Annotated in this window: 26 protein-coding genes; 20 read left to right on the forward strand and 6 right to left on the reverse strand. The window is 73.9% G+C overall.

The features are described from left to right. The first annotated feature begins 283 nt into the window (after positions 1 to 283). The 4 genes from rplU to FXF50_RS25225 all read left to right on the forward strand — a co-directional run bounded on the left by rplU (position 284) and on the right by FXF50_RS25225 (position 2,934). A complete protein-coding gene (gene rplU, locus FXF50_RS25210) occupies positions 284 to 598 on the forward strand; it encodes a 50S ribosomal protein L21 (RefSeq protein WP_018787289.1) in 315 nt (104 codons plus the stop codon). An 11-nt stretch (positions 599 to 609) separates the two neighbouring features. Further along, entirely contained in the window at positions 610 to 864 is a 255-nt protein-coding gene (gene rpmA / locus FXF50_RS25215; RefSeq protein ID WP_013288010.1) for a 50S ribosomal protein L27, read from the forward strand. Positions 865 to 953: 89 nt separating this feature from the next. Further along, entirely contained in the window at positions 954 to 2,414 is a 1,461-nt protein-coding gene (obgE, locus tag FXF50_RS25220; protein WP_148431407.1) for a GTPase ObgE, read from the forward strand. A 70-nt stretch (positions 2,415 to 2,484) separates the two neighbouring features. Continuing rightward, entirely contained in the window at positions 2,485 to 2,934 is a 450-nt protein-coding gene (locus tag FXF50_RS25225; protein ID WP_148431409.1) for a GNAT family N-acetyltransferase, read from the forward strand. Between the two features lie 9 nt (positions 2,935 to 2,943). Here FXF50_RS25225 and FXF50_RS25230 read toward each other — a convergent pair whose 3' ends face one another. Both FXF50_RS25230 and FXF50_RS25235 read right to left on the reverse strand, forming a co-directional pair. Further along, a complete protein-coding gene (locus FXF50_RS25230; protein ID WP_148431410.1) occupies positions 2,944 to 3,603 on the reverse strand; it encodes a DUF6766 family protein in 660 nt (219 codons plus the stop codon). Positions 3,604 to 3,728: 125 nt separating this feature from the next. After that, positions 3,729 to 4,211, reverse strand: coding sequence for a DUF4383 domain-containing protein (locus FXF50_RS25235; protein WP_148431412.1), 483 nt, complete (start codon positions 4,209 to 4,211; stop codon positions 3,729 to 3,731). Between the two features lie 199 nt (positions 4,212 to 4,410). Between FXF50_RS25235 and FXF50_RS25240 the strand changes: the two genes are divergently transcribed. From FXF50_RS25240 to FXF50_RS25250, 3 genes are read left to right on the forward strand one after another with little or no spacing between them, the layout of a single operon-like run. Beyond that, entirely contained in the window at positions 4,411 to 5,196 is a 786-nt protein-coding gene (locus tag FXF50_RS25240) for a hypothetical protein (RefSeq protein ID WP_148431413.1), read from the forward strand. Between the two features lie 31 nt (positions 5,197 to 5,227). Continuing rightward, positions 5,228 to 5,692, forward strand: a complete 465-nt coding sequence (locus FXF50_RS25245) for a phage holin family protein (RefSeq protein ID WP_148431415.1) — start codon at positions 5,228 to 5,230, stop codon at positions 5,690 to 5,692. Continuing rightward, positions 5,689 to 6,339 (forward strand): DUF3618 domain-containing protein, encoded by a 651-nt coding sequence (locus FXF50_RS25250; RefSeq protein ID WP_148431417.1) that lies wholly within the window; start codon positions 5,689 to 5,691, stop codon positions 6,337 to 6,339. The genes FXF50_RS25245 and FXF50_RS25250 overlap by 4 nt, the downstream gene beginning before the upstream one ends. 87 nt (positions 6,340 to 6,426) lie before the next feature. Here the strand turns inward: FXF50_RS25250 and FXF50_RS25255 are convergent, their stop codons facing one another. Then, positions 6,427 to 7,554, reverse strand: coding sequence for a glycosyltransferase family 2 protein (locus FXF50_RS25255; RefSeq protein WP_148431419.1), 1,128 nt, complete (start codon positions 7,552 to 7,554; stop codon positions 6,427 to 6,429). Between the two features lie 143 nt (positions 7,555 to 7,697). On the opposite strand from FXF50_RS25255, the gene FXF50_RS25260 reads away from it, so the two are divergent. The 5 genes from FXF50_RS25260 (at position 7,698) to FXF50_RS25280 (ending at position 13,015) form a co-directional block, all read left to right on the forward strand. Next, on the forward strand, positions 7,698 to 8,336 hold the full coding sequence (locus FXF50_RS25260; protein WP_148431421.1) for a cyclase: 639 nt from the start codon (positions 7,698 to 7,700) through the stop codon (positions 8,334 to 8,336). Then, positions 8,333 to 9,511 carry a zinc-dependent alcohol dehydrogenase gene (locus FXF50_RS25265; RefSeq protein ID WP_148431422.1) on the forward strand — a complete coding sequence of 393 codons (1,179 nt, stop codon included), beginning with the start codon at positions 8,333 to 8,335 and terminating at the stop codon, positions 9,509 to 9,511. The genes FXF50_RS25260 and FXF50_RS25265 overlap by 4 nt, the downstream gene beginning before the upstream one ends. 62 nt (positions 9,512 to 9,573) lie before the next feature. Next, complete coding sequence (locus tag FXF50_RS25270) at positions 9,574 to 10,104, forward strand: HPP family protein (protein WP_148431424.1); 531 nt, start codon at positions 9,574 to 9,576, stop codon at positions 10,102 to 10,104. 3 nt (positions 10,105 to 10,107) lie between these two features. Continuing rightward, a complete protein-coding gene (locus FXF50_RS25275) occupies positions 10,108 to 12,555 on the forward strand; it encodes a molybdopterin oxidoreductase family protein (RefSeq protein ID WP_148431426.1) in 2,448 nt (815 codons plus the stop codon). A gap of 1 nt (position 12,556) precedes the next feature. Further along, positions 12,557 to 13,015, forward strand: a complete 459-nt coding sequence (locus FXF50_RS25280) for a hypothetical protein (RefSeq protein WP_148431428.1) — start codon at positions 12,557 to 12,559, stop codon at positions 13,013 to 13,015. Between the two features lie 56 nt (positions 13,016 to 13,071). On the opposite strand, the gene FXF50_RS25285 is transcribed toward FXF50_RS25280, so the two are convergent. Then, positions 13,072 to 14,319, reverse strand: coding sequence for a cytochrome P450 (locus tag FXF50_RS25285; RefSeq protein WP_148431429.1), 1,248 nt, complete (start codon positions 14,317 to 14,319; stop codon positions 13,072 to 13,074). Positions 14,320 to 14,667: 348 nt separating this feature from the next. On the opposite strand from FXF50_RS25285, the gene FXF50_RS25290 reads away from it, so the two are divergent. Then, positions 14,668 to 15,057 (forward strand): hypothetical protein, encoded by a 390-nt coding sequence (locus FXF50_RS25290; RefSeq protein WP_148431431.1) that lies wholly within the window; start codon positions 14,668 to 14,670, stop codon positions 15,055 to 15,057. A 10-nt stretch (positions 15,058 to 15,067) separates the two neighbouring features. Here the strand turns inward: FXF50_RS25290 and FXF50_RS25295 are convergent, their stop codons facing one another. After that, on the reverse strand, positions 15,068 to 15,286 hold the full coding sequence (locus FXF50_RS25295; RefSeq protein WP_091319205.1) for a DUF397 domain-containing protein: 219 nt from the start codon (positions 15,284 to 15,286) through the stop codon (positions 15,068 to 15,070). Between the two features lie 66 nt (positions 15,287 to 15,352). Here FXF50_RS25295 and pepN point away from each other — a divergent pair, with 66 nt between their 5' ends. From pepN to FXF50_RS25330, 7 genes are all read left to right on the forward strand, one after another. Continuing rightward, positions 15,353 to 17,869 carry an aminopeptidase N gene (gene pepN, locus FXF50_RS25300; protein WP_148431432.1) on the forward strand — a complete coding sequence of 839 codons (2,517 nt, stop codon included), beginning with the start codon at positions 15,353 to 15,355 and terminating at the stop codon, positions 17,867 to 17,869. 107 nt (positions 17,870 to 17,976) lie between these two features. Then, positions 17,977 to 18,573 carry a nicotinate-nucleotide adenylyltransferase gene (gene nadD, locus FXF50_RS25305; RefSeq protein WP_148431434.1) on the forward strand — a complete coding sequence of 199 codons (597 nt, stop codon included), beginning with the start codon at positions 17,977 to 17,979 and terminating at the stop codon, positions 18,571 to 18,573. A gap of 110 nt (positions 18,574 to 18,683) precedes the next feature. Continuing rightward, positions 18,684 to 19,088 (forward strand): ribosome silencing factor, encoded by a 405-nt coding sequence (gene rsfS, locus FXF50_RS25310; protein WP_091319213.1) that lies wholly within the window; start codon positions 18,684 to 18,686, stop codon positions 19,086 to 19,088. After that, on the forward strand, positions 19,085 to 19,732 hold the full coding sequence (locus FXF50_RS25315) for a histidine phosphatase family protein (RefSeq protein WP_148431435.1): 648 nt from the start codon (positions 19,085 to 19,087) through the stop codon (positions 19,730 to 19,732). The genes rsfS and FXF50_RS25315 overlap by 4 nt, the downstream gene beginning before the upstream one ends. 48 nt (positions 19,733 to 19,780) lie before the next feature. Continuing rightward, positions 19,781 to 20,632, forward strand: a complete 852-nt coding sequence (locus FXF50_RS25320; protein WP_148431437.1) for a DegV family protein — start codon at positions 19,781 to 19,783, stop codon at positions 20,630 to 20,632. A 163-nt stretch (positions 20,633 to 20,795) separates the two neighbouring features. After that, positions 20,796 to 21,581, forward strand: a complete 786-nt coding sequence (locus tag FXF50_RS25325) for an SDR family NAD(P)-dependent oxidoreductase (RefSeq protein WP_148431439.1) — start codon at positions 20,796 to 20,798, stop codon at positions 21,579 to 21,581. A gap of 61 nt (positions 21,582 to 21,642) precedes the next feature. Beyond that, entirely contained in the window at positions 21,643 to 22,365 is a 723-nt protein-coding gene (locus FXF50_RS25330; RefSeq protein ID WP_222866104.1) for an alpha/beta fold hydrolase, read from the forward strand. On the opposite strand, the gene FXF50_RS25335 is transcribed toward FXF50_RS25330, so the two are convergent. After that, positions 22,362 to 22,997: a bifunctional 2-polyprenyl-6-hydroxyphenol methylase/3-demethylubiquinol 3-O-methyltransferase UbiG gene (locus FXF50_RS25335; protein WP_148431443.1), complete on the reverse strand. Its 636-nt coding sequence runs from the start codon at positions 22,995 to 22,997 to the stop codon at positions 22,362 to 22,364. The genes FXF50_RS25330 and FXF50_RS25335 overlap by 4 nt on opposite strands. Positions 22,998 to 23,069 lie beyond the last annotated feature (72 nt).

Raw genomic sequence — 23,069 nt, forward strand, 5'->3', positions numbered from 1 at the left:
GCCCCTGCCCCGGCCACCGAGCCCGGGGCAGGGGCCCCCTGCCGTCTCCGTGGCAGGGCCGCTGAGCGGTGCGTTTCGCCTCACCCGCGGGCCGAACCGGCGGCCCGGTTTGGGTGGCGGGCCGGGTATGGCGTACGCTTGCCTGCGGCGCACTTTGGTGTGCCGAGTTCCCGCGTGCCCGCGCCGCCGGTGTCACGGCTCCCGGCGAGACGCCGTGGGAACGACCGACCGGCAACGGTGGGTAAAGACGCCAGCAGCCTCAACGACAGGGAGTCCGCCTCCGATGTACGCGATCGTCAAGACCGGCGGCAAGCAGTACAAGGTCGCCGAGGGCGACGTGATCGAGGTCGAGAAGCTCGCCGGTGCCCCCGGCGACGCGGTGAAGCTCACCGCGGTGCTCCTCGTCGACGGTGACGACCTGGTGACCGACGCGGCGAAGCTTGCCAAGGTCGCGGTGTCCGGCGAGATCGCCGCGCACACCAAGGGCCCGAAGATCCGGATCCACAAGTTCAAGAACAAGACCGGCTACCACAAGCGCCAGGGTCACCGCCAGCCGCTGACCCAGGTCAAGGTGACCGGCATCTCCAGCGGGAAGTAGGTCGTCCTCCAATGGCTCACAAAAAGGGTGCGTCCAGCTCGCGTAACGGTCGCGATTCCGCGGCCCAGCGGCTCGGCGTGAAGCGCTTCGGTGGTCAGGTCGTCAGCGCGGGTGAGATCCTCATCCGTCAGCGTGGCACCAAGTTCCACCCCGGTGACCTGGTCGGCCGTGGCGGCGACGACACGCTGTTCGCGCTGGCCGCCGGCTCGGTCCAGTTCGGCACCAAGCGCGGTCGCAAGACCGTCAGCATCGTGCCGCAGCAGTAATTCGCAGGCGTCGCGGGCCGTGGACCTCGGGTCCCGGCCCGCTTCGCTTTTTCAGGTGCGGGGTGGATCCCGCTGGAAGGATTGGCGTCGTGACGACGTTCGTTGACCGGGTCGTCCTGCACATGCAGGCCGGCGACGGCGGGCACGGCTGTGTCTCCATCCACCGGGAGAAGTTCAAGCCGTTCGGCGGCCCCGACGGCGGCAACGGCGGGCACGGCGGCAGCGTCTCGCTGGTCGTCGACCCGCAGGTGACCACCCTGCTCGACTTCCACTTCCGGCCGCACATGAAGGCCGAGAACGGCAAGGGCGGGGCCGGCTCGAACCGGGACGGGGCCAACGGCCACGACCTGATCATCAAGGTGCCGAACGGCACCGTGGTGCAGACGCTCGACGGCGAGGTGCTGGCCGACCTGGTCGGCGCGGGCACCACCTTCGAGGCGGCCCGGGGCGGGCGCGGCGGCCGGGGCAACGCCTCGCTGGCGAACGCCCGGCGCAAGGCCCCCGGCTTCGCCGAGCTGGGCGAGCCGGGCGACCGGCTCGACGTGGTGCTGGAGCTGAAGAGCGTCGCCGACGTCGGCCTGGTGGGCTTCCCCTCCGCCGGCAAGTCCTCCCTGATCTCGGTGATCTCCGCCGCCAAGCCGAAGATCGCCGACTACCCGTTCACCACCCTGGTGCCCAACCTGGGCGTGGTCCGGGTGGACAACCACACCTTCACGGTCGCCGACGTGCCGGGCCTGATCCCGGGCGCGGCCACCGGCAGGGGCCTGGGCCTGGAGTTCCTCCGCCACGTCGAGCGCTGCGCCGTGCTGGTGCACGTGGTCGACACGGCGACGCTGGAGCCGGGCCGGGACCCGCTCGCCGACATCGACGCCATCGAGTCCGAGCTGACCCAGTACGGCGGCCTGGCCGACCGTCCCCGCCTGGTCGCGCTCAACAAGATCGACGTACCGGACGGGCGGGACCTCGCCGACATCGTCCGGCCCGACCTGGAGGCCCGCGGCTTCCGGGTGTTCGAGGTCTCCACCGCCACCCGCGAAGGGCTGCGGGAGCTGATGTACGCGATGGCCGAGCTGGTCGACCAGTCCCGCCGGGCCGCGCCGCCGGCCGAGCCGACCCGGATCGTGATCCGCCCGAAGACGGTCGACGACGCCGGCTTCACCATCGAGGCGGAGGAGGACGGCTCCTACACCGTCCGGGGCAGCCGTCCGGAGCGCTGGGTCAAGCAGACGAACTTCGACAACGACGAGGCGGTGGGCTTCCTGGCCGACCGGCTGGCCCGCCTCGGCGTCGAGGAGAAGCTGGCCAAGGCCGGCGCCCAGGCGGGCGACCTGGTCCGCATCGGCGACCGGGAGTTCGACTGGCAGCCCACCCTCTACGCCGGCGTCGACTTCGTCCCCGGCAACCGGGGCACCGACGTCCGGCTGGAGGACAAGTCGACCCGCGTCTCCGCCGCGGAGCGGCTGGCCGCCCGCAAGGCGCGCCGGGTCCGTCCGGAGGACGAGGTGGTGGCCGCCCCGCAGGACGACGCCGACGACGAGGACTGGGACTAGTTCCGCTCCGTCCGTGTTCGGGATGTTGGCCGGAAACCTCCGCGAAATCCGGCCGACCTACCGTGACGGAATGCTGATCGAATCCCGTCCCGCCACGGATCCGGAGATCGCCGCCCTGGTCGCCGCCCAGCAGCGCGAGCTGCGCGAGGCCGACGGCGGCCTGGACGGGCAGGCGACGATCACCCACGACGACATCCGCTACCTGGCGGTGGTCGACGGCGAGCGGGCCGTCGCCTGCGGCGGGCTCCAGGCCCTCGACGCCGAGAACGGCGAGCTGAAGCGGATGTACGTCCGGCCGGCGTACCGGGGGCGGGGCATCGCCCGGCAGTTGCTGGCCGCCCTGGAGGAGTTGGCCTTCCGGCACGGGCACACCACCGTCTGCCTGGAGACCGGCACCTACCTCCCGGCCGCCATCGGCCTCTACCGGTCCTGCGGCTACCGGCCCGTCCCGGTGTACGGGGAGTACGTCGACAACCCGTACAGCGTCTGCTTCGCCAAGCGCCTGCCGGTCGCCGCCTGAGCGGACGCCCTAGGCGCCGGTCTGGGCGTGCGCGGCGGTGACCGGCTTGGACTCGGGGCTGGCGTGCTGGCGCAGCACGATGCTGAGCAGGATCAGCACGCCCACGGCGAGGAACTCGCTCTGCCAGTTCTGCATCGACTGGAACCAGAAGTCGCTGGTGCCGAGGAACTGCCAGGCGCTGATGGGGGCGGCCCCGCTCTGCAACGCCTGCTCCTGGTTGTAGGCGGCCACGCCGCCGAAGAGGTGGCCGAGGAACGCCCCACCGAAGATCATGAGCAGCGCGATGGAGAGGCTGTTCCGGTAGACCACGAGCGGCAGGCCACCGGCCCGCACCGGCCAGGGGGAGTCGGGGTTGGCGTGCCGCGGGTCGTCCTCGGGCCGGTCCGTCTGGTCCTCGGGCTTCGACTCGGCCGAGCCCTTCTGCACCAGGTACGCGGTGAGCAGCACGTAGCCGCCCATCTGGAGGAACTCCGACTCCCAGTTCTCGAAGACCGCCTCCGCGAAGTGGCCCGTGCCCAGGTACGCCCACCAGCTCAGCGGCGCGGCGCCGTACTCGGCCAGCTCCTCGTTGTGCACCTGCCAGCCGAACACGCTCTGCAACATCAGGAAGACCACGAACGCGCCGAGCATGGCGACCGTGAGCGCGTTCTCCCGCAACCACCGTGGCATCGCCGGACCTCCTCGTCCCGCCGGGGTCACTCCCCGTGGTGGTCCTCGTGCCCCGGGCGGCGACCGGGCAAACGCGTGCCCGGTGTGTCCGCAGGCGTTGCCGCCCGAACGGGTGACGGTGCTGGTCAGGGCCGGTCGAGGGGGCTGTCCGGCCGGCCGCCGGTGCCCAGCTCGTTGTTGAGCAGCAGGCCCAGGGCGAGCATGCCGAAGCCGAGGAAGAGGTGCAGCCAGTTGTCGGCGTCGTTGATCGGGATGAAGTTCGCCGCGGTCTCCCGGTCGATGGCGAAGCCGTACAGCCAGAGGCCCAGGTAGGCCGCGCCGCCGCCGGCCAGGAACAGCCGCGCCCCGGCGATCCGGCGGGCCAGCACCAGGCCGACCAGGCCGAAGAGCAGGTGCAGCAGGTTGTGCAGGACCGACACCTGGAACAGGCCGATCAGCTTGGCCTCGGAGTGGTGGCCGGCGAACTTCAGGTCGCCGTAGTGGGTGGTGAAGCCGGGGACGAAGCCGAGCACGCCGATCAGCAGGAAGACGGCGGCCACCGCGAGGGCGACCTTCTGGATCGTCGGCCGGGGCCGGGCCGGGGCGCGTCCGCGCACGGCACGTGCCATCGCTGTCACCTCCGTGGAGCTCACCGCCGCCCGGGCGGGCAGACCCTCCATTGTGTGACCGGCGCGGGTCGCTTCCGCAGAGAAATGACGAATCAGGCATGGACCGGGCGACCGGGGGTAGGGAATTCGACACGCCGGCAGCAACGTCGGCGTGATCCCCCGAGCACAACCGCTACGAATTCCGAGCGGAAGGGACATCATGACCTACGATCTCTCATCCACGTCCGGCACGTACGAGTCGACCAACGGCGGCGGGGTCCGTGACCAGGCCCGCCAGGTCGGCAACGAGGCCGCCAACGCGGGCGGCGCGGTCGCCCAGACCGCCAAGGAACAGGGCCAGGAGGTCGTCGGCGAGGCGAAGCGCCAGGCCCGCAACCTCTACGGCGAGGCCCGGAACCAGGTCACCGCGCAGACCAGCCAGCAGCAGCAGCGCGCGGCGAGCGGGCTGCGGTCGCTGGCCGAGGAGATGCGCTCGATGGCGCAGAACGGCGGCAGCGGCGGCCCGGTCACCGAGCTGGCCCACCAGGCCGCCGACCGGGTGCACGGCGTGGCCGGCTGGCTGGAGCAGCGCGAGCCGGGCGACCTGCTCAACGAGGTGAAGACCTACGCCCGCCGCAACCCGGGCACCTTCCTGCTGGGTGCCGCCCTCCTCGGCGTGGTCGCCGGCCGGCTGACCCGGAACATCGCGGCGATCGGCGACGGCGCCGACGGTGTCCGGCCGTCCTACGACCCGGACCGGACCGCGGTCATCCCGACCTCCCGGGCGGTGCCGGAGCAGGTGCCGCCGGGCGGCTACCTCGACCCGACCCCCGGCACGTACGCCGAGCCGGACCCGGGCTACTCCGCGCCGGGCGCGACCTACCCGGCCGGCGGCGCCCCGAACACCTGGGCCGACCCGGAGGGTGGCACCGGCCAGCCGCTGCCCCCGCCGAGCCGGACCGACCCGCTGCCGGGCGTGCCGTCGAGCGGCGTGAACCGTCCGTGAACGGCCGGACCGGCAGAAGGGAGGCGACGGCATGAGCATGCCGACGCAGGGGTCCGGGCTGGACTCCGGCTACCAGGCGGCGGGCGCGCCGCACACCGCGGACGAGGTCCGGGGCAGCTCAATCGGTGAGCTGATGCGCCAGGTCACCACCGACCTCTCGACGCTGATGCGCCAGGAGGTCGAGCTGGCCAAGGCCGAGATCCGCCAGGAGGGCAAGAAGGCGGGCAAGGCCGCCGGGCTCTTCGGCGGCGCCGGCTTCGGCGGCTACATGGTGGCGCTCTTCGTCTCCATCGCGATCTGGCAGTTCCTGGACAACGTGATGGATTCAGGCCTGGCCGCGCTGATCGTGGCCGTGATCTGGGCCGTCGTCGCGGGGGTCCTCTACTCGATGGCGAAGAAGAACGCCGAGCGGATCCGCGGCCTCAAGCAGACCAACGACAGCGTGCAGCGCATCCCCGACGCGCTCAAGCCGCACCCGGAGGGAGTCACCCGATGAGCACCGACCCCGACCAGATCCGCCGGGAGATCGAAGCCACTCGCACCAACCTGAGCTCGGACGTGGACGCCCTGGCGTACAAGGTCAGCCCGAGCCGCATCGTCGACGACCGCAAGCAGCGCGTCCGCAGCGCGCTGACGAATGTGAAGGACAAGGTGATGGGAACCGCATCGGACCTCGGCCACAGCACCGGCCACGCCGCCCACTCGGTGGGCGACCACGCCTCCTCGGCGGCGTCCACGGTCGGCGACAAGGCGCACGCCGCCGCCTCGACCGTCGGTGACGCCGCCCAGCGGGCGCCGCAGGTGCTGCGGGAGAAGTCCGAGGGCAACCCGATCGCCGCCGGCGTGATCGCCTTCGGCGTCGGCATGCTGGTCTCCTCGCTGATCCCGGCCACCCGGCGCGAGCAGCAGGTCGCCGCGCAGGTCAAGGAGAAGGCCGCCGAGCACGGCGGCGTGGTCAAGGAGAAGCTGAGCGAGGTCGCCAGCGAGCTGAAGGAGGAGCTGCGCGAGCCGGCGCAGCACGCCACCGAGTCGGTGAAGGCCACCGCGCAGGACGCCGTGCACGCGGTCAAGGACGACACGAAGACCGCCGCGCAGGACGTCAAGGAGACCGCCCAGCAGTCCCGCGACCAGGTGCGGTACTGACCAGGGCATCCGTACGCTGCAGCTCGCGGCCACTCCCGGCAGCACGCCGGGGAGTGGCCGCGAGCTGTTCGCGTCCGGGGTGACCGCTCAGCCGGCCAGCCGGTCCGCCCGGGCCGGGGCCGGCGCGGCGCCGGTCTCCACCCAGAGCACCAGGTCGTCGGGGCGGCGGTCGGCCAGCCGCCGGCGCAACGCCCGGGTGGAGTGCGCGACCGGACGGGCGTCCGCGCCGGGACCGCCGTCGCGCAGCCGCCGGCCCAGGGTGAGCCAGGCGCAGACCCCGCGTTCGAGCAGCCAGACCGGTGCCGCGAGCGCGGTGTGCGCCGGGAAGACCCGGGTGCCGCCGGCCCGCCTCCGGCCCAGCTCCGCCACGGCCACCGTGGCCACCCCGGCCCGCAGCAGCAGCCCCGGCCGCCGGGCGGCGAGCGCGGCCGCCGCGGCCGGCAGCACCGCCAGCGCGGCCACCAGCCATCCGGGTCGGGCCAGGTCGTCGTACGCCTGCCGGACCCGCTGCCGGCGGAACCGTGCGACGGTGGGCGGGCGCCGGCGCACGTACAGCCAGGCGGGGGCCGCGGTGGCGGCGCCGTACGCGCGGGCCGTCCGGACCAGCTCCAGGCTCCCGAAGAGCACGTCCGGGTCGTAGCCGCCCATGGCCAGGAAGGTGCTCCGGCGCACCGCGAGGCTGCCCGGCCGGTCCCCGCCGAGCGCCCGGTGCAGCAGCAGCCGGCCGGTGTCCCACCAGGCCGGCCAGGGCAACGGGTCGAAATGGTGCTGCGGCCGGACCAGGTCCACCCGGTCGAGCAGCCCGTGCACGGCGCGCAGCGCCCCGCGGTCGTACCGGACGTCGGCGCCGGCGATCACCACGTGCTCGTGGCGGGCCAGGGCGACCCCGGTCAGCACGCCGCGCGCCATGCCGTTGCGCCCGTGCAGCGCGGGATCGGGCGGGACGTGCCGGACCAGGCCGCGCCAGGCGGCCGCGTGCCGGGCGAACAGCTCCGGCGGCGAACCGTCGACCACGATCACGTCCACCGACCGGCTCAGCTGGCGCAGGTAGCCGGTCAGCTCGGCGAGGTCGGTGTCGCCGGCCCTGGGCAGCGGCAGGACGTACGCCAGTGGGAGCCGGTCCGGCGTGGACGCCGAGCCGGGGTCGAGCGGGACGAACGGCGCGCTGTCGGCGGCCGGGAGGGGCCGGCCGTACTCCTCGCGGTCAAAGGCCACGCGTGCCCCTCTCGGGTCTGGCAGGGTGGCCGGCAGCGTGCCCGAAATTTCGGTGATCAAACTGTTTCACCGTTTCGACCCCGTCGGGCCGGGTAGCGCTGCGGGATGCGGGCGGTCCGAGACGCCCCGGTGGAGGAGACGTGATGAGCAGCAACGCGACGAGGTGGGCGCTGGCCGGCGCCGCCACGATGACGGCGCTCGGGGTCGGCCGGGTGGTGGCCCGGCGCCGGCGCCGGCACCAACCCGACCGGGCGGACGGCTGGTACGTCGTCCACCGGGGAATCACCGTGGACCGGCCGATGCCGGCGGTGATCGGCTTCTGGACCGATCGGGAACGGCTGGACCGGGGCCTCGCCGAGTGGGCGACCCTGGAGCAGCTCGCCGACAACCGCTGGCGCTGTGTGGCGAGCGACCCGGCCGGCGGGGGCACCGAGTGGCGGGCCGAGATCACCGTCGACGGCCCGGGCCGGCTGAGCTGGCGGGTCACCGACGGGCCCGTGGCCCAGGAGGGGCGGGTCGAGCTGGTGCCCGCGCCGCAGGACCGGGGCACCGAGATCCGTGCCGAGCTGCGCTGGCGGTCCGGCCCGGTCCGCCGGGCGCTCGGCCTGGCCACCGGGGACGACCCGGACCTCGCGCTGCGCAGCGGCCTGCGGCGGATCAAGTCGCTGATCGAGACCGGGCAGGTGCTGGACACCCGGCACGACCCGTCGGGGCGCAGCCCGAAGCAGGAGGAGGCGACCGACCGGATCCGGGAGAAGCTGATGGCGGGAGGGCGGCCGTGAGGGCGCTGTGCTGGGAGGGCGTCGGCCGGCTGGCCGTCCGCGACGTGCCGGAGCCGACCATCCGGTCGGCCGGCGACATCATCGTCAAGGTGCGGGCCAGCAGCGTCTGCGGCTCCGACCTGCACCTCATCAACGGGTACCTGCCGGCGATGCGCGAGGGTGACATCCTCGGCCACGAGTTCATGGGCGAGGTGGTGGAGACCGGCCCCGACGTGCAGCGGATCAAGGTCGGCGACCGCGTCGTGGTGGGCTCGGTGGTGGCCTGCGGCGGCTGCTGGTACTGCCGCACCGAGCAGTACTCGCTCTGCGACAACTCCAACCCCCAGCCGGTCTTCACCGAGAAGCTCTGGGGTCACTCCCCGGCCGGCATCCTCGGCTACTCGCACGCGGGCGGTGGCTACTCCGGCAGCCACGCCGAGTACATCCGGGTGCCGTTCGGCGACGTCGGCGCGTTCACCGTGCCCGACGGGGTGCCCGACGACTCGGTGGTGTTCGCCTCGGACGCCATGCCGACCGGCTGGATGGCGGCCGACTTCTGCGGCCTCAAGGGCGGCGAGGTGGTCGCCGTCTGGGGCGCCGGCGGGGTGGGGCAGATGGCCGCCCGGTCCGCGCAGATCCTCGGCGCCGAGCGGGTCATCGTCATCGACCGGCTGCCGGAACGGCTGGCCACCGCGACGCAGCGGCTCGGCGTGGAGACGATCAACTACGCCGAGACCGACGTGCTGGAGGCGCTGCGCGAGATGACCGCCGGGCGCGGGCCGGACGCCTGCATCGAGGCGGTCGGCATGGAGTCGCACGACGTCGGGCCGACCTACGCGTACGACAAGGCGAAGCAGACGGCCCGGCTCCAGAGCGACCGGCCGACCTCGGTCCGGCAGGCCATCATGGCCTGCCGCAAGGGCGGCACGGTGAGCATCGTCGGGGTGTACGGCGGCCTGGTCGACAAGTTCCCGCTCGGCGCGGCCATGAACAAGGCGCTGGTGCTGCGGATGGGGCAGATGCACGCCCAGCGCTACATCCCGATGCTGCTGGACCGGCTCGCCATCGGCGAGATCGACCCGGGCTTCCTGGCCACCCATCCGATGTCGCTGGAGGAGGGCGCCCGGGGCTACGAGATCTTCCAGAAGAAGGAGGACGGCTGCCTGCGTACCGTCCTGCACCCCCAGGCGGCCTGACCGGCGTGACACCGCCGGGACGTGCGTCGATTTGAAATCCCGGGGCGGGGTACAGCATCCCCATGCCCGCCGAGATCGATGAGACGCCGTCCCGGCCCGCCGCGCGGGCCTTCGCCGGCAGCGCGGTCGCCGTGGTGGTGGCCGGCGCGGTCGCCCTGCTGACCCGGCAGCCGTGGCTGTTCCCCAGCCTCGGACCGGCGATCATGCTGCACATCGAGCAGCCCGCCAAGCCGGAGTCCTCGCCCCGCAACACGGTCGTCGGGCACCTGGTGGCGCTCCTCGCCGGGTACGGGTTCCTGCTGGCCACCGGCCTCGCCGACCATCCGAGCGCGCTCCAGGAGGGAGTGTCCGGGGCGCGGATCGTCGCCGCGGCCGGCTCGCTCGCGGTCACCGCCGCGGTGCTGGTGCTGCTGAAGGCCCCGCACCCACCGGCCGGCGCGACCACACTGATCGTGAGCCTCGGGCTCCTGCACACTCCCAACCAGCTCGTCGTCGCCTTCGCCGCCGTGCTGCTGGTGACCGTCGTGGACCTGTTGTTCAACCGGGCGACCGGTCGACCGATGCCGCTCTGGGCGGCGCCGAAGGTGGGATGAGCGATGGTGGACCGGATCGCCGACCCTTGGGGGCCGCGCACGCCGTACGGGCCGGGTGAGCGCTGGCCGGTGCGGGTGGACACCTTCCTGGCCGACGGGCACACCGAGGCCGACGTGCAGCGCTGGGTGCCCAGCGCCTCGATCCTGCACTCCAACGGCGACGCCATGGACATCGCCGTCATGGACGACCGGATCGTCGGCGTCCGGGGCCGCTCCGGCGACCGGATCAACCACGGCCGGGTCGACCCGAAGGACCTCTACGGCTGGCAGGCCAACCACAGCCCGGACCGGCTGCGCCGGCCCCTGGTCCGCGAGGGGGACCGGCTGGTCGAGACCGACTGGGACACCGCCATGGGCCGGATCGTGGCCCGCTCGAAGGAGCTGCTGGACGGCCCGGGCGGCTGGGGCCACTTCGGCTTCTACACCAGCGGGCAGCTCTTCCTGGAGGAGTACTACACGCTCGGCGTGATCGGGAAGGCCGGGCTCGGCACCCCGCACATGGACGGCAACACCCGGCTCTGCACCGCCACCGCCGCGTCGGCGCTCAAGGCGTCCTTCGGCACCGACGGGCAGCCCGGGTCGTACACCGACGTGGACCACTGCGACGCGATCGCGCTCTGGGGGCACAACGTCGCGGAGACCCAGACGGTGCTCTGGATGCGGATGTTGGACCGGCGGCGCGGGCCGAACCCGCCCGCGATGCTCGCCGTCGACCCGCGCGCCACCCCGGTGGCCCGGGAGGCCGACGTGCACCTGGCGCTGCGCAACGGCACCAACCAGGCGCTGCTCAACGGCCTGCTCCGCGAGGTGATCCACCGCGGCTGGTACGACGAGGCGTACGTCCGGGCGCACACGCTCGGCTTCGAGGAGCTGTGCCAGGTGGTGGAGGACTACCCGGTCGCCAAGGTGGCCGAGATCTGCGACCTGAAGGCCGCGGACATCGAACGCGCCGCCGAACTGCTCGGGCGGTCGGAGCGGCTGCTCTCCACCGTCCTCCAGGGCTTCTACCAGTCCAACCAGGCCACCGCGGCGTCCTGCCAGGTCAACAACCTGCACCTCATCCGCGGCATGATCGGGCGGCCCGGCGCCGGGCTCTACCAGATGAACGGGCAGCCCACCGCGCAGAACAACCGCGAGTGCGGCGCCGACGGCGACCTGCCCGGCCTGCGCAACTGGGCCAACGAGGAGCACATCGCCGAGCTGGCCCGGCTGTGGAACGTCGAGGTCGACAAGATCCCCCACTGGGCGCCGCCGACGCACGCCATGCAGATCTTCCGGTACGCCGAGCAGGGCTCGATCAAGCTGCTGTGGATCTCGGCCACCAACCCGGCGGTCTCCCTGCCCGACCTGGCACGGATCCGCCGGATCCTGGCCAACCCGGAGCTGTTCGTGGTGGTGCAGGACCTCTTCCTGACCGAGACCGCCGAGCTGGCCGACGTGGTGCTGCCGGCCGCCACCTGGGGCGAGAAGACCGGCACCTTCACCAGCGTCGACCGCACCGTGCACATCTCCGACAAGGCCGTCGAGCCGCCCGGCGAGGCCCGGCCCGACCTGGACATCTTCCTCGACTACGCGCGCCGCATGGACTTCCGCGACAAGGACGGGAACCCGCTGATCACCTGGACCGGGCCGGAGGAGGTGTTCGAGGCGTGGAAGGAGTGCTCGCGCGGGCGGCCCTGCGACTACACCGCCATCACCTACGACAAGCTGCGCACCGGCGGCGTCCAGTGGCCGTGCACCGAGGAGCACCCGGACGGCACCGAGCGGCTCTACACCGACGGGGTGTTCCACACCGACCCGGACTACTGCGAGTCGTACGGCCACGACCTGGCCACCGGGGCCGAGCTGCTGCCCGGGGAGTACCGGGCCAAGCAGCCCGGCGGGCGGGCGTTCCTGCACGCCGCGCCGTACCAGCCGTCGCCGGAGGTGCCGAGCGGGGACTTCCCGCTGCTGCTCACCACCGGGCGGACCGTCTACCAGTTCCACACCCGGACCAAGACCGGCCGGGCCACCCAGCTCGTGCACGCCGCCCCCGAGTCGTGGGTGGAGCTCAACCCGGCCGACGCCGGACCGCTCGGGGTCGGCGAGGGGGACCTCGTGCGCATCGAGTCGCCGCGCGGCGTCGTCCGCGCCCGGGCCCGCATCTGCGGGGTACGCCCCGGCGTGGTCTTCCTCCCCTTCCACTACGGCTACTGGGACGCGGCCGACGGGGCCGCCCCGGGTGAGGGGCGGCACGACCGGGCGGCCAACGAGCTGACCATCACCGCCTGGGACCCGGTCTCGAAGCAGCCGATCTTCAAGGTGGCGGCCGTGCGGGTGGTGAAGGAGGCCGACTCGGGCGGCCGGCCCTCGCCCGCGCCGACGGTGGGCGGGTCCGCCCCGCCGGAGGGCTCCGGGATCCCGGCCACGGTCGGCGGGCCGGCCGCCGAGGCGCCGTCGAGGGGGGAGTGACATGCACCTGGCCCACTATCTCGGCCTGCTGCACAAGGCCCAGGAGCGCCTCGGTGACGCGTTCACCGAGGTGGGGAAGGCGCACGGGGACGAGCCGGACGTCTTCCACACCTGCGAGAAGCTGGCCAACCAGTGCCGCGGACACGCGGAGAAGCTGGCCCCCTTCGCCCGCCGGTACGCCGAGGAGGCCCCGGCCGAGCCGGACCGGCTGCACTCCGAGCTGTTCTCCGGCACCCGGACCGGGCCGATCGGGCTGCTCCGCGACCTCCAGGACCTCTACCTGATGGCCGCCCAGTGCGACATCTGCTGGACGGTGGTCGGGCAGGCCGCGTACGGGGCGCGGGACGAGGACCTGCTCGGCGTGGTCAAGGCGTGCGAGCAGGAGACCGCCATCCAGCTCAAGTGGCTCCGCACCCGGATGAAGCAGGCCGCGCCGCAGGCGCTCGTGGTCGCCGAGTGACCGCCTCTCACGACCCGGGGCGGATCACCGACCTGCGGTTCGCGGTGGTGCGCTGATCAGGCGGTCCGGCGTACCCCGTCGACGACCAGGCCGCTGGGCGGCAGGGTGGGCATCCGGCCCAGGTCCAGCGCCAGGTCCTGCGGCGGCACCCGGTAGCTCATCGACCCGGTCAGGTTGCCCACCGCCCGTTTCAGCAGCTCGATCGTGATCCACTCACCGGCGCAGCGGTGGCCGGTGACATGGTCGCCGCCACCCTGCGGCACCATCCCGAACGGGTCGTCCCGCCAGCCGTCGAACCGCTCCGGCCGGAACTGCTCCGGCTCCGGCCAGAGCTGCGGGTGGTGGTTGGTGCCGTAGAGGTCGAGCAGCACCCGCCGGCCCAGCGGGAAGGCGTACCCCTGCCACTGGAACGAGCGCCGGACCCGGGCCGCGGCGACCGGGAAGAACGGGTAGTAGCGGCGGACCTCCTGCACGAAGCTCTCGGTGGCCGCGTCGTCGCCGCGCACCCGGTCCCGCCAGTGCGGGTGGTCGTGCAGCGCCAGCGCGGCGAAGACCACGAAGCGGTCCACCGCGACGGTGGGGCGGAGCACGTTGAGCAGTTCCACCGCGGCGATCCGGCGGGGCAGCAGGATGCCCCGCTCGTCCCGGTGCCCGGCGATCACCCGCAGCGCGCTGCGCTCGGGGGCGGGCAGCGCGCCGGAGCGCACCCGCTCGATCACGTCGCCGGCCCACCGTTCGGCGCGGCGGCGGCCGAGCACGCCCCGCCAGTACCGGGGCCCCACCGCGGCCGGCCCCTCGATCATCGCGTGCATCTCGGCGGTCCGGCGGGGCACGTCGGCGTCGGCCAGCGGCACCCCGGCCCAGGCCCAGACCGCCCGGGTCAGCATCCGGGCCACCTCGTCGTAGAGCACCACCGGCCCCGACTCGGCCCAGGCCGGGATCCGGGCCCGCCACTCGTCGTCGAAGAGCTGCCCGAGGTGGCGGACCGCCGCCGGCGTCATGATCGACATGAACATGGCCTTGCGGTTCCGGTGCGTCGCGTCGTCGAGGCCCTGGACGCCGCCGACGCCGACCAGGGTGCGCTGCCCGCGCATGGGCATGGCGCCGCGCCGGACGAAGCGCTCGTTGTCGTAGAACAGCTCGGCGGCCGGGCGGCCGCGCAGGCAGATGGTCGGCTCCAGCAGCAGCCGGGTCTGGAAGATGTCGCTGCCGAGGCGGTCGCACCGCGCGCCGACGAACCGGTAGCCCTCGCGGAGGAACGCCAGGGTGCTCTCCGGGCTGCGGTCGCTCGGGATGGTGCTCATCGGCTGCTCCTGACGCGGCTCGGCGGCCCTGCACGGTCGCTGCGCTACCTACCCGGGCCGGCCCGGGCGAATCCTCCACCCCCGCCCCGCGCGTCGGCGCCGCCGGCGCTCCCGCGCCATTCGGCCGCCCGGCCCCCGTGCGTCTGGGCCGCCGGCGCTCAGGCGCCACCCCGGCCTCCCGGTTCCGGCGGTCGCGGCGTGCCGGGGGAGGGGCCGGCGGAGAGCGCGGAAGCTGGCCCCTCCCAGGGCGCGGGAAAGCTGGTTCGCTTCGGGGCGGGGCCGGCGGCGGCCGGTCCCGCCCGCGCCGGCAGCACACCGGCGGGGCGGCATCGGCAACGGGGAGGACGGATGCGCGACGACAGAGCGGCACACCGGCGGCACCGGCGGGCGGTGGCCGGGCTGCGGCACGGCGACCGGGAGGAACCGCTGATCGCGCCGGCCCGGCGCACCGGGGCCCGGCCGCCCCGGCACTTCACCGTGCACCTCGGCTTCGAGGCGGCCGACACCACGAGCGCGCGGGAGCTGGCCGTCGCGTACGCCGAGGCGCTCGGCCTGCTCCGCCCGGAGCTGGCGCTCGGCGCGGCGGCGCTCTCCCCGGCCGACGCCTGGCACCGCGCGGAGCGCCTCTTCTGCGGGGCGGTCGGCCCCGACGGCGAGCGCTGCGCGGACGTGGCCGGCCACCCGGGCTTCCACCACGCGCCCGGCCCCGGGGGGCTCGGCTGGGGCGACGGTGACTGAGCGCCCGGGCTCAGCTCAGGTCGAACTCGCCGTCCTGGGCGCCCGCCACGAAGGCGTCCCACTCGTCCTGGGTGAAGACCAGCACGGGCCCGTCCGGCTCGGCCGAGTTGCGCATCCCGATCAGGTCGTCGACGAAGGCCACCTCGACCGCGCTGTCGGACGTGTCGCCGTCGGCCCGCTGCCAGACCGCCCGGGACAGGTCGAAGTCGCCCTTGGGGTGCTGACCCATCGTTGTTCCTCCATCGCCAGGGGTAACGGGGGAGCCCACTCGGACCCCATCGGGCAGGATAAGCGGATGCCGAGCCTGAGCCGTGTAGAGGCGACCGCGCGTGGCGCGCTGATCACCGTCGAGTCCTACCAGGTGGACCTCGACCTGACCGGGGACGCCGAGCGGTTCCGCTCCACCGTCACCATCCGGTTCCGGGCGACCCCCGGCGCCGAGACCTTCGCCGAGGTCAAACCCCACCGACTCCTCGGGGTGCGCCTCAACGACCGGGACCTCGACCCGACGCTGCTGGACGACAACCGCCTGCCGCTGACCGGGCTGGCCGCGACGAACACGCTGACCGTCAGCGCCGAGATGGCCTACTCCAACACCGGCGAGGGGGTGCACCGCTTCGTCGACCCGGCCGACGGCGAGACCTATCTCTACGCCATGTCCTTCCTCGACGACGTGCAGCGCATCTTCGCCGCGTTCGACCAGCCCGACCTCAAGGCCCCGGTGACCCTCGCGGTCACCGCCCCGCCGGAGTGGACGGTGGCCGCCAACGGGCAGCTCGCCGACCGGCCGGCGCCGGGGCGCTGGGAGTTCGCGCCCACTGCGCCGCTGGCGACCTACTTCGTCACGCTGATCGCGGGCCCCTGGCACGTCCGGGAGGACGAGCACGACGGCATCCCGCTCGCCATCTACTGCCGGAAGTCCCTCGCCGCGCACCTGGACGCCGACGCCGAGGAGATCTTCACCGTCACGAAGCAGTGCCTCGACCGGTTCCACCAGCTCTTCGCCGAGCGCTACCCGTTCGGCAAGTACGACCAGGCGTTCGTCCCCGAGTTCAACGCCGGCGCCATGGAGAACCCTGGCCTGGTGACCCTGCGCGACGACTACGTCTTCCGCTCCGCGGTCACCGACACCCAGCGCGAGCTGCGGGCCACGACCATCGCGCACGAGATGGCGCACATGTGGTTCGGCGACCTGGTCACCATGCGCTGGTGGGACGACCTCTGGCTGAACGAGTCCTTCGCCGAGTACCTGGGCACCCGGGTCACCGCCGAGGCCACCCGCTTCACCCAGGCGTGGACCACCTTCGCCATGCGCCGCAAGGCGTGGGGCTACGCGGCCGACCAGCGCCCCTCCACCCACCCGGTGGCCCCCGAGGAGGTCGCCGACGCGGCCCAGGCGCTGCTCAACTTCGACGGCATCTCCTACGCCAAGGGCGCCAGCGTGCTGCGCCAGCTGGTCGCCTGGGTCGGCGACGAGTCCTTCCTGGCCGGCCTGAACGCGCACTTCGCCAAGCACCGGTTCGGCAACGCCACCCTCGCCGACCTGCTGGAGAGCCTGAGCGCCGCCAGCGGGCGGGACCTGGCCGACTGGGCCGAGCGCTGGCTGCGCCGCCCGCAGGTCAACACGCTGCGGATGGAGACCGCCGTGGACGCCGACGGCCGCTGGGCCCAGGCGGCCGTGGTGCAGACCGCGCCGGAGGCGTACCCGGTGCTGCGCCCGCACCGCATCGGCGTGGCCCGCCACGCCCCCGACGCCCCGGTCCACCACTTCGAGGTGGACCTCGACCCGGCCGCCGACCGGGGCCGCACCGTGCTGGCCGAGCTGGTCGGGCAGCCGGCCACCGGCCTGCTGCTGCCCAACGCCGGCGACCTCACCTTCGCCAAGATCCGGCTCGACCCCGCCTCGGCGGACGCGGTGCCCATGGTGCTCCCGGGCCTGGCCGACCCGTTGGCGCGGGCGCTGCTCTGGGGCGAGGCCCTGGACGCGGCCACCGACGGCGAGCGGCCGGTGACCTCGGTGGTCTCCCTCATCGCGGCGGCGCTGCCGGCCGAGACCGAGGTGATCATCGCGGAGGACGTGCTGAGCCTCAGTCGCAACCTCGTCGACCGCTACCTGGACCCGCTGGCCCGGGACGCCGCCCTGCTCCGCGTCGCCGGGGCCTGCGCCAGGCTGCTGGCCGGCGCCCCCGCCGGCGGCTCGCTGCAACTCGCCGCGGCCCGCGGGCTGATCGAGGCCACCACCGACACCGGGCTGCTCGCCGGCTGGCTGGCCGGCGAGGGCGTGCCCGAGGGGCTGGCGGTCGACGCCGACCTGCGCTGGGCGCTGCTGCACCGGCTCGTGGTGCTCGGCGCGGCCGGCGAGCCGGAGATCGCCGCCGAGGCGGCGGCCGACCGCAGCGCCACCGGTGCGGAGCGGGCCGCGAGCTGCCGGGCCGCGCTGCCCGACGCCGAGGCGAAGCGGGCCGCCTGGGAGATCGTGACCAGCAACACCGACCTCTCCAACCGCCTGGTCGAGGCGACCGCGCAGGGCTTCTGGCAGCCCGAGCAGGCCGAGCTGACCGCCGGCTACGTCGAGCGGTACTTCGCCGACATGCCGGCGGCGGCGCGGCTGCGTACCCCCTGGACGGCGGACCGGGTCGCCACCCTGGCGTTCCCCCGCTACGCCGTGGCCCAGCCCACACGGGACATGGCCGCGGCGCTGCTGGCCCGCGACGACCTCACGCCGGGGCTGCGCCGGCGGGTCGTCGACCTCGACGACGACCTGCGCCGCGCCCTGGTCGCCAGGACGGCGGTGGCCGCCGCGGGCGCCTGACGGGGCGATCGCGCCGGGGTGGGGGCGTACCCCCTGCCCGGCGCGGTCCGTGGGACGGCCCGGCGGCCCCGGCGGACGCTCGCCGGGCCCCGGCCTACGATCGCGGGGTGGAGGAAGACATCCGGCGGATCGGGATCATGGGCGGCACCTTCGACCCCATCCACCACGGGCACCTGGTGGCGGCCAGCGAGGTGGCGGACCGGTTCGGCCTGGACGAGGTGGTCTTCGTGCCCACCGGGCAGCCGTGGCAGAAGGCGGACGAACCGGTCAGCCCGGCCGAGGACCGCTACCTCATGACGGTGATCGCCACCGCCTCCAACCCCCGCTTCCAGGTCAGCCGGGTCGACATCGACCGGGGCGGCCCCACCTACACCGTCGACACGCTGCGCGACCTGCACGCCGAGTACGGCCCGAAGGTGCAGCTCTTCTTCATCACCGGCGCGGACGCCCTGGAGCGCATCCTGTCGTGGAAGGACCTGGACGAGGTCCTCGAACTGGCCCACTTCATCGGGGTGACCCGTCCCGGCTTCGAGCTGTCCGACAAGCACCTGCCCGCCGACTCGGTCAGCCTCGTGCAGGTGCCCGCCATGGCCATCTCCTCGACCGACTGCCGGGCCCGGGTCGCCCGGGGCGAGCCGGTCTGGTACCTGATTCCCGACGGTGTGGTGCAGTACATCGCCAAACGGCGGCTCTACCAGCGGTGATTCCGCCCGGAAAGTGAGCGTTTGTCCGCGTAATCGACCAGAACTGACAAGTCGCCGCCCCGCCGGGTGTGAGAGGCTTGGAGGGTCGCACGGTTGATCGAAGGAGAACGGTGACAGTTTCCGAACGCGCTCACGAGCTGGCGATGGCCGCCGCCCAGGCCGCGGCCGACAAGAAGGCGCAGGACATCGTCATCATCGACGTGGGCGACCAGCTCGCGATCACCGACGCGTTCCTGCTGGCCGCCGCTCCGAACGAGCGTCAGGTGCTCGCCATCGTCGACGCCATCGAGGAGCGCCTGCTGGAGCTGCCGGAGAAGGCCAAGCCGGTCCGCCGCGAGGGCGAGCGGGGCGGCCGCTGGGTGCTGCTCGACTACGTCGACATCGTGGTCCACGTGCAGCACACCGAGGAGCGCGAGTTCTACGCCCTCGACCGGCTCTGGAAGGACTGCCCGCAGATCCCGTTCGTGGACCGGGACCTCGCCGACTCGGCCGCCGGCACCGCCAGCGCGGAATGACCCGCCTGATCATCTGGCGGCACGGCAACACCGACTGGAACGCCGCCGGCCGGGTCCAGGGCCAGACCGACGTGCCGCTCAACGACCTCGGCCGCGAGCAGGCCCGCACCGCCGCGCCGCTGCTGGCCGCGCTGCGCCCGGACGCCATCGTCGCCAGTGACCTGCGCCGGGCCGCCGACACCGCCGCCGCGCTCGCCGCGCTGACCGGGCTGCCGGTCCACACCGACGCCCGCCTGCGGGAACGGTACTTCGGCCACTGGCAAGGGCTGGCCCTCACCGAGGTCGTGGAGCGCTTCCCCGACGAGTACGCGCGCTGGCGGGCCGGCGACCCCGACCCGGGCTCGGAGATCGAGACCCTCGATGACCTGGGCAAGCGGATGGGTGCGGCCCTCCAGGACGCGGCCGACCTGGCGGTCGGGGGCACCGTAGTGGTGGTCACCCACGGCGGCGGGGCCCGGCAGGGCGTCGGCCACCTGCTCGGCTGGGACCACTCGGTGCTGCGCACCATCGGCTCGCTGTCCAACTGCCACTGGACCGAGCTGCGGTACGACGACGGGGTGCAGCGGCGCACGTCCCCGGGCTGGCACCTCCGAGCGCACAATGCCGGCCTGATCACCGCGCCCGCGTCGACCGAGGCGGTCTGAGCCGTTCGGCCCCGGCGCTCCGCCGTGACATCGGCTAGCGTGCCGGGCATGCCCGTCGCGGTCGTCACCGACTCCACCGCCTACCTGCCGCCCGAGCTGGTCCGCGCGCACCGGCTCACCGTCATCCCGCTGACCGTCGTGCTCAACGGCGCCGAAGGGCTGGAAGGCGTCGAGACCTTCCCGGAGGACGCCACCCGCGTCCTGGGCGGCCGGCGGGTCACGGTGAGCACGTCCCGGCCGGCCCCCGAACAGTTCGCGCAGGTCTACCGGCAGTTGCTCGCCGACGGCGCCGACGGGGTCGTCTCCGTGCACCTCTCCGCCGAACTCTCCGGCACCGTGGAGGCGGCCCGGCTGGCCGCCGCCGAGGTCGGCGACGACCGGGTCACCGTGATCGACAGCCGCTCCACCGGCATGGGCCTGGGCTTCCCGGTGCTCGCCGCCGCCGCGGCCGCCGCGCAGGGCGCGGACCTGACCGGGGTACGCCACGCGGCGCTCGACGCCGTCGGCCGCACCACCATCTTCTTCTACGTCGACACCCTGGAGTTCCTGCGCCGGGGCGGCCGGATCAACGCCGCCGAGGCACTGCTCGGCACCGCCCTCTCGGTCAAGCCGATCATGCACATGCCGGACGGCTCGATCGTGGTGCGGGACAAGGTCCGCACCGCCAGCCGGGGCATCGCGCGCCTCGTCGACCTGGCGGTCGAGGCGGCCGGCGACGCCGACGTCGACCTCGCCGTGCACCACCTCGCCGCGCCGCAGCGCGCCGACCAGTTGCTGGCCGCGCTGACCGAGCGACTGGGTGACCGGCTGCACGACACGTACGTCACCGAGGCGGGCGCGGTGATCGCCGCGCACGCCGGCCCGGGCCTCGCGTGCGTCGTCCTCCACCGGCGCCCGTGATGGCGTCCGCCGGCGCTGCCGCCGTCCTGGTCGGCGTGGTCGTCGCGGTCGCCGCGGTGACGGCCGCCTTGCCCGGCGGGTCGCGGCGGCCGGTCGGATCTTGGAGAGTTTCCGTTCCTGTCGAACGGCCACTCGCCAAGGTCGCCGCCCCTCGGGTGGTCGCATGACCGCACAGTCCTACGTGGTCACCGGGGGCGGGCGGGGCGTCGGGCGGTCCATCGTCGAGCGGCTGGCCGCCGGCGGTGGCACCGTGGTCGTGGTGGAGCGGGACGAGTCCGCGCTGGGTTGGCTGGCCGGGCACCCGGCCGCCGACCGGCTGCGCGCCGTGACCGGCGACGCCGCCGACGAGGACACCACCGGCCGGGCCGCCGACCTCGCCGAGGCGGCCGCCCCGCTCACCGGCTGGGTCAACAACGCCGCCGTGTTCCGGGACGCCGCCCTGCACCGCGCGCCGGCGGGGGAGGTGTTCGACCTGATCGCCGCCAACCTGCGCCCCGCCGTGGTCGGCGCCGGCACCGCCGTACGCCGGTTCCTGGCCGCCGGAGCCGGCGGCGCGATCGTCAACGTCTCCTCCCACCAGGCCCGGCGGGCGGTGCCGGGCGCCCTGCCGTACGCCACTGCCAAGGCCGCCGTCGAGGGGCTGACCCGGGCCCTCGCCGTGGACTACGGCGGCCGGGGAATCCGCACGAACGCGGTCGCCCTCGGCTCGATCCACACCGAGCGGCACGCCGCCTTCCTGGCCGACCTGGATCCGGCCGAGGCGGACCGGGTCGAGGCCGAGCTGGCCCGGCTGCATCCGGTGGGCCGGATCGGGCGTGCCGAGGAGGTCGCCGAGGTGGTGGCCTTCCTGCTGTCGGCGGGGGCGGCCTTCGTCAACGGGGTGACCCTGCCGGTCGACGGGGGCCGGGCGGCGCTCGGCCCGGACCCCGAGGCGCGGTCAGCCTTGTGACGCCGGTGGTGGACGGGGGCCGGGCGGCGCGGAGTCCGGCCGCGGAGGCAGACTGGGCATTGTGGATCATCCCGCGATCGTCCTGGTGCACGGCACCCGCTTCGCCCGCGGCCAGTGGCAGCCGCAACTGCCCGCCCTCGCCGCCGAGTTCCCCGTCACGGCCGTCGACCTGCCCGGGCACGGCAGCCGCGCGGCCGAACCCTGGAGCCTCGACCGTGCCGCCGACATCGTGGCCGAGGCGGTCCACGACCTCGACGCCGGCCCGGCCCTGGTGGTGGGGCACTCGCTCGGCGGGTACGTCTCGCTGCACGTCGCCCGCCGGCATCCGGACCTGCTCGCCGGCCTGGTGCTGATGGGCGCCAGCCAGAGCACCACCGGGCCGGCGACCGTCCCGTACCGGCTGCTGGCGTCGCTGGTCGCCCGGCTGCCGGCCGCCCGGCTCACCCGCTGGAACGACCGGCTGCTGCGCCGCCTCTACCCGCCGGAGGTTGTCGACGCCACCATCGCCGACGGGTACGCCTTCCACACTCTCCCGATCGCCTGGCGCGACGTCATGGGCCGGTTCGACGCGTCGAGCCTGGCGGCGGTGCGCGCCCCGGTGCTCATCCTCAACGGGGAGCGGGACCGGCTGTTCCGCTCGGGGGAGCGGGAGTTCGCCCGGGCCCGCCCCGGAACCCGGATCGAGCTGATCCCGCGCGCCGGCCACCTGGCCAATTTCGACAACCCGACTGCGGTCACCGACGCCGTACGCCGCTTCGCCCGGGAGTTGTCCCCGGCCCGCTAACGTCGTTCCTCGCGCTCCGGGCGGCGCAGCGTCAGCGACTGGAACCGGTGGCCGCCGCCGACGTCCACGGAATGGAAGTCCACGACGTCGAACGACGCGGCGGCGAACGTGAGCAGTTGCTCGTCGGTGCGGAACGAGAAGAAGCGGGGCGGCTCGTGCTGGTCGCCGCTGATGGGGCCTTCGGCGCTCTCGGTGCTCCCGTACACGCCGACGAAGAACAGCCCGCCGGGGCGCAGGATCGCCCGGATCGCCGCCAGAACCGCGGGCAGGTCCTGGTTGGGCACGTGCAGCAGGCAGTTCATCGCGAACACCGCGTCGAACGAGCTGGCCGGGAAGTCCAGCCGCAGGAAGTCCATGACGTGGGCCTCGATGCCCTTGGCCCGGCAGTGCTCGACCATCGCCGGCGAGAGGTCGGCCGCGACAACGCCGAAGCCCTCCCGCTGGAACCAGGCGCTGTCCTGTCCGGTGCCGGCACCGATCTCCAGCAGCCGCGCACCCGCCGCCAGCCGGTCACGGAACGCCTGCCGTTCCGCCACCTTCCACGGCTCCTTGCTGAGCCCGTCACGCCATGCCGCACGCGAGTCGTACGCCTCCCGTAGCGGGCGGAGCACGTCGGCGTATCGAATTGTCATGTCGCCATTGTCAACGAGCCGGGGCGGTCGCGGGGTCCCGGCACGACGGCTCCGACGCCTGCCCCACGAGGG

Source organism: Micromonospora sp. AP08, assembly GCF_008085935.1.
GTDB lineage: Bacteria > Actinomycetota > Actinomycetes > Mycobacteriales > Micromonosporaceae > Micromonospora > Micromonospora chersina.

What these genes read in the sequence shown, in the direction of transcription:
- rplU (WP_018787289.1), top strand. Translation starts at nt 284, where the DNA reads ATGTACGCGATCGTCAAGACCGGCGGCAAGCAGTACAAGGTCGCCGAG.
- rpmA (WP_013288010.1), top strand. Translation starts at nt 610, where the DNA reads ATGGCTCACAAAAAGGGTGCGTCCAGCTCGCGTAACGGTCGCGATTCC.
- FXF50_RS25225 (WP_148431409.1), top strand. Translation starts at nt 2,485, where the DNA reads ATGCTGATCGAATCCCGTCCCGCCACGGATCCGGAGATCGCCGCCCTG.
- FXF50_RS25230 (WP_148431410.1), bottom strand. Translation starts at nt 3,603, where the DNA reads ATGCCACGGTGGTTGCGGGAGAACGCGCTCACGGTCGCCATGCTCGGC.
- FXF50_RS25235 (WP_148431412.1), bottom strand. Translation starts at nt 4,211, where the DNA reads ATGGCACGTGCCGTGCGCGGACGCGCCCCGGCCCGGCCCCGGCCGACG.
- FXF50_RS25240 (WP_148431413.1), top strand. Translation starts at nt 4,411, where the DNA reads ATGACCTACGATCTCTCATCCACGTCCGGCACGTACGAGTCGACCAAC.
- FXF50_RS25245 (WP_148431415.1), top strand. Translation starts at nt 5,228, where the DNA reads ATGAGCATGCCGACGCAGGGGTCCGGGCTGGACTCCGGCTACCAGGCG.
- FXF50_RS25250 (WP_148431417.1), top strand. Translation starts at nt 5,689, where the DNA reads ATGAGCACCGACCCCGACCAGATCCGCCGGGAGATCGAAGCCACTCGC.
- FXF50_RS25260 (WP_148431421.1), top strand. Translation starts at nt 7,698, where the DNA reads ATGAGCAGCAACGCGACGAGGTGGGCGCTGGCCGGCGCCGCCACGATG.
- FXF50_RS25270 (WP_148431424.1), top strand. Translation starts at nt 9,574, where the DNA reads ATGCCCGCCGAGATCGATGAGACGCCGTCCCGGCCCGCCGCGCGGGCC.
- FXF50_RS25275 (WP_148431426.1), top strand. Translation starts at nt 10,108, where the DNA reads ATGGTGGACCGGATCGCCGACCCTTGGGGGCCGCGCACGCCGTACGGG.
- FXF50_RS25280 (WP_148431428.1), top strand. Translation starts at nt 12,557, where the DNA reads ATGCACCTGGCCCACTATCTCGGCCTGCTGCACAAGGCCCAGGAGCGC.
- FXF50_RS25285 (WP_148431429.1), bottom strand. Translation starts at nt 14,319, where the DNA reads ATGAGCACCATCCCGAGCGACCGCAGCCCGGAGAGCACCCTGGCGTTC.
- FXF50_RS25290 (WP_148431431.1), top strand. Translation starts at nt 14,668, where the DNA reads ATGCGCGACGACAGAGCGGCACACCGGCGGCACCGGCGGGCGGTGGCC.
- FXF50_RS25295 (WP_091319205.1), bottom strand. Translation starts at nt 15,286, where the DNA reads ATGGGTCAGCACCCCAAGGGCGACTTCGACCTGTCCCGGGCGGTCTGG.
- pepN (WP_148431432.1), top strand. Translation starts at nt 15,353, where the DNA reads ATGCCGAGCCTGAGCCGTGTAGAGGCGACCGCGCGTGGCGCGCTGATC.
- FXF50_RS25315 (WP_148431435.1), top strand. Translation starts at nt 19,085, where the DNA reads ATGACCCGCCTGATCATCTGGCGGCACGGCAACACCGACTGGAACGCC.
- FXF50_RS25320 (WP_148431437.1), top strand. Translation starts at nt 19,781, where the DNA reads ATGCCCGTCGCGGTCGTCACCGACTCCACCGCCTACCTGCCGCCCGAG.
- FXF50_RS25325 (WP_148431439.1), top strand. Translation starts at nt 20,796, where the DNA reads ATGACCGCACAGTCCTACGTGGTCACCGGGGGCGGGCGGGGCGTCGGG.
- FXF50_RS25335 (WP_148431443.1), bottom strand. Translation starts at nt 22,997, where the DNA reads ATGACAATTCGATACGCCGACGTGCTCCGCCCGCTACGGGAGGCGTAC.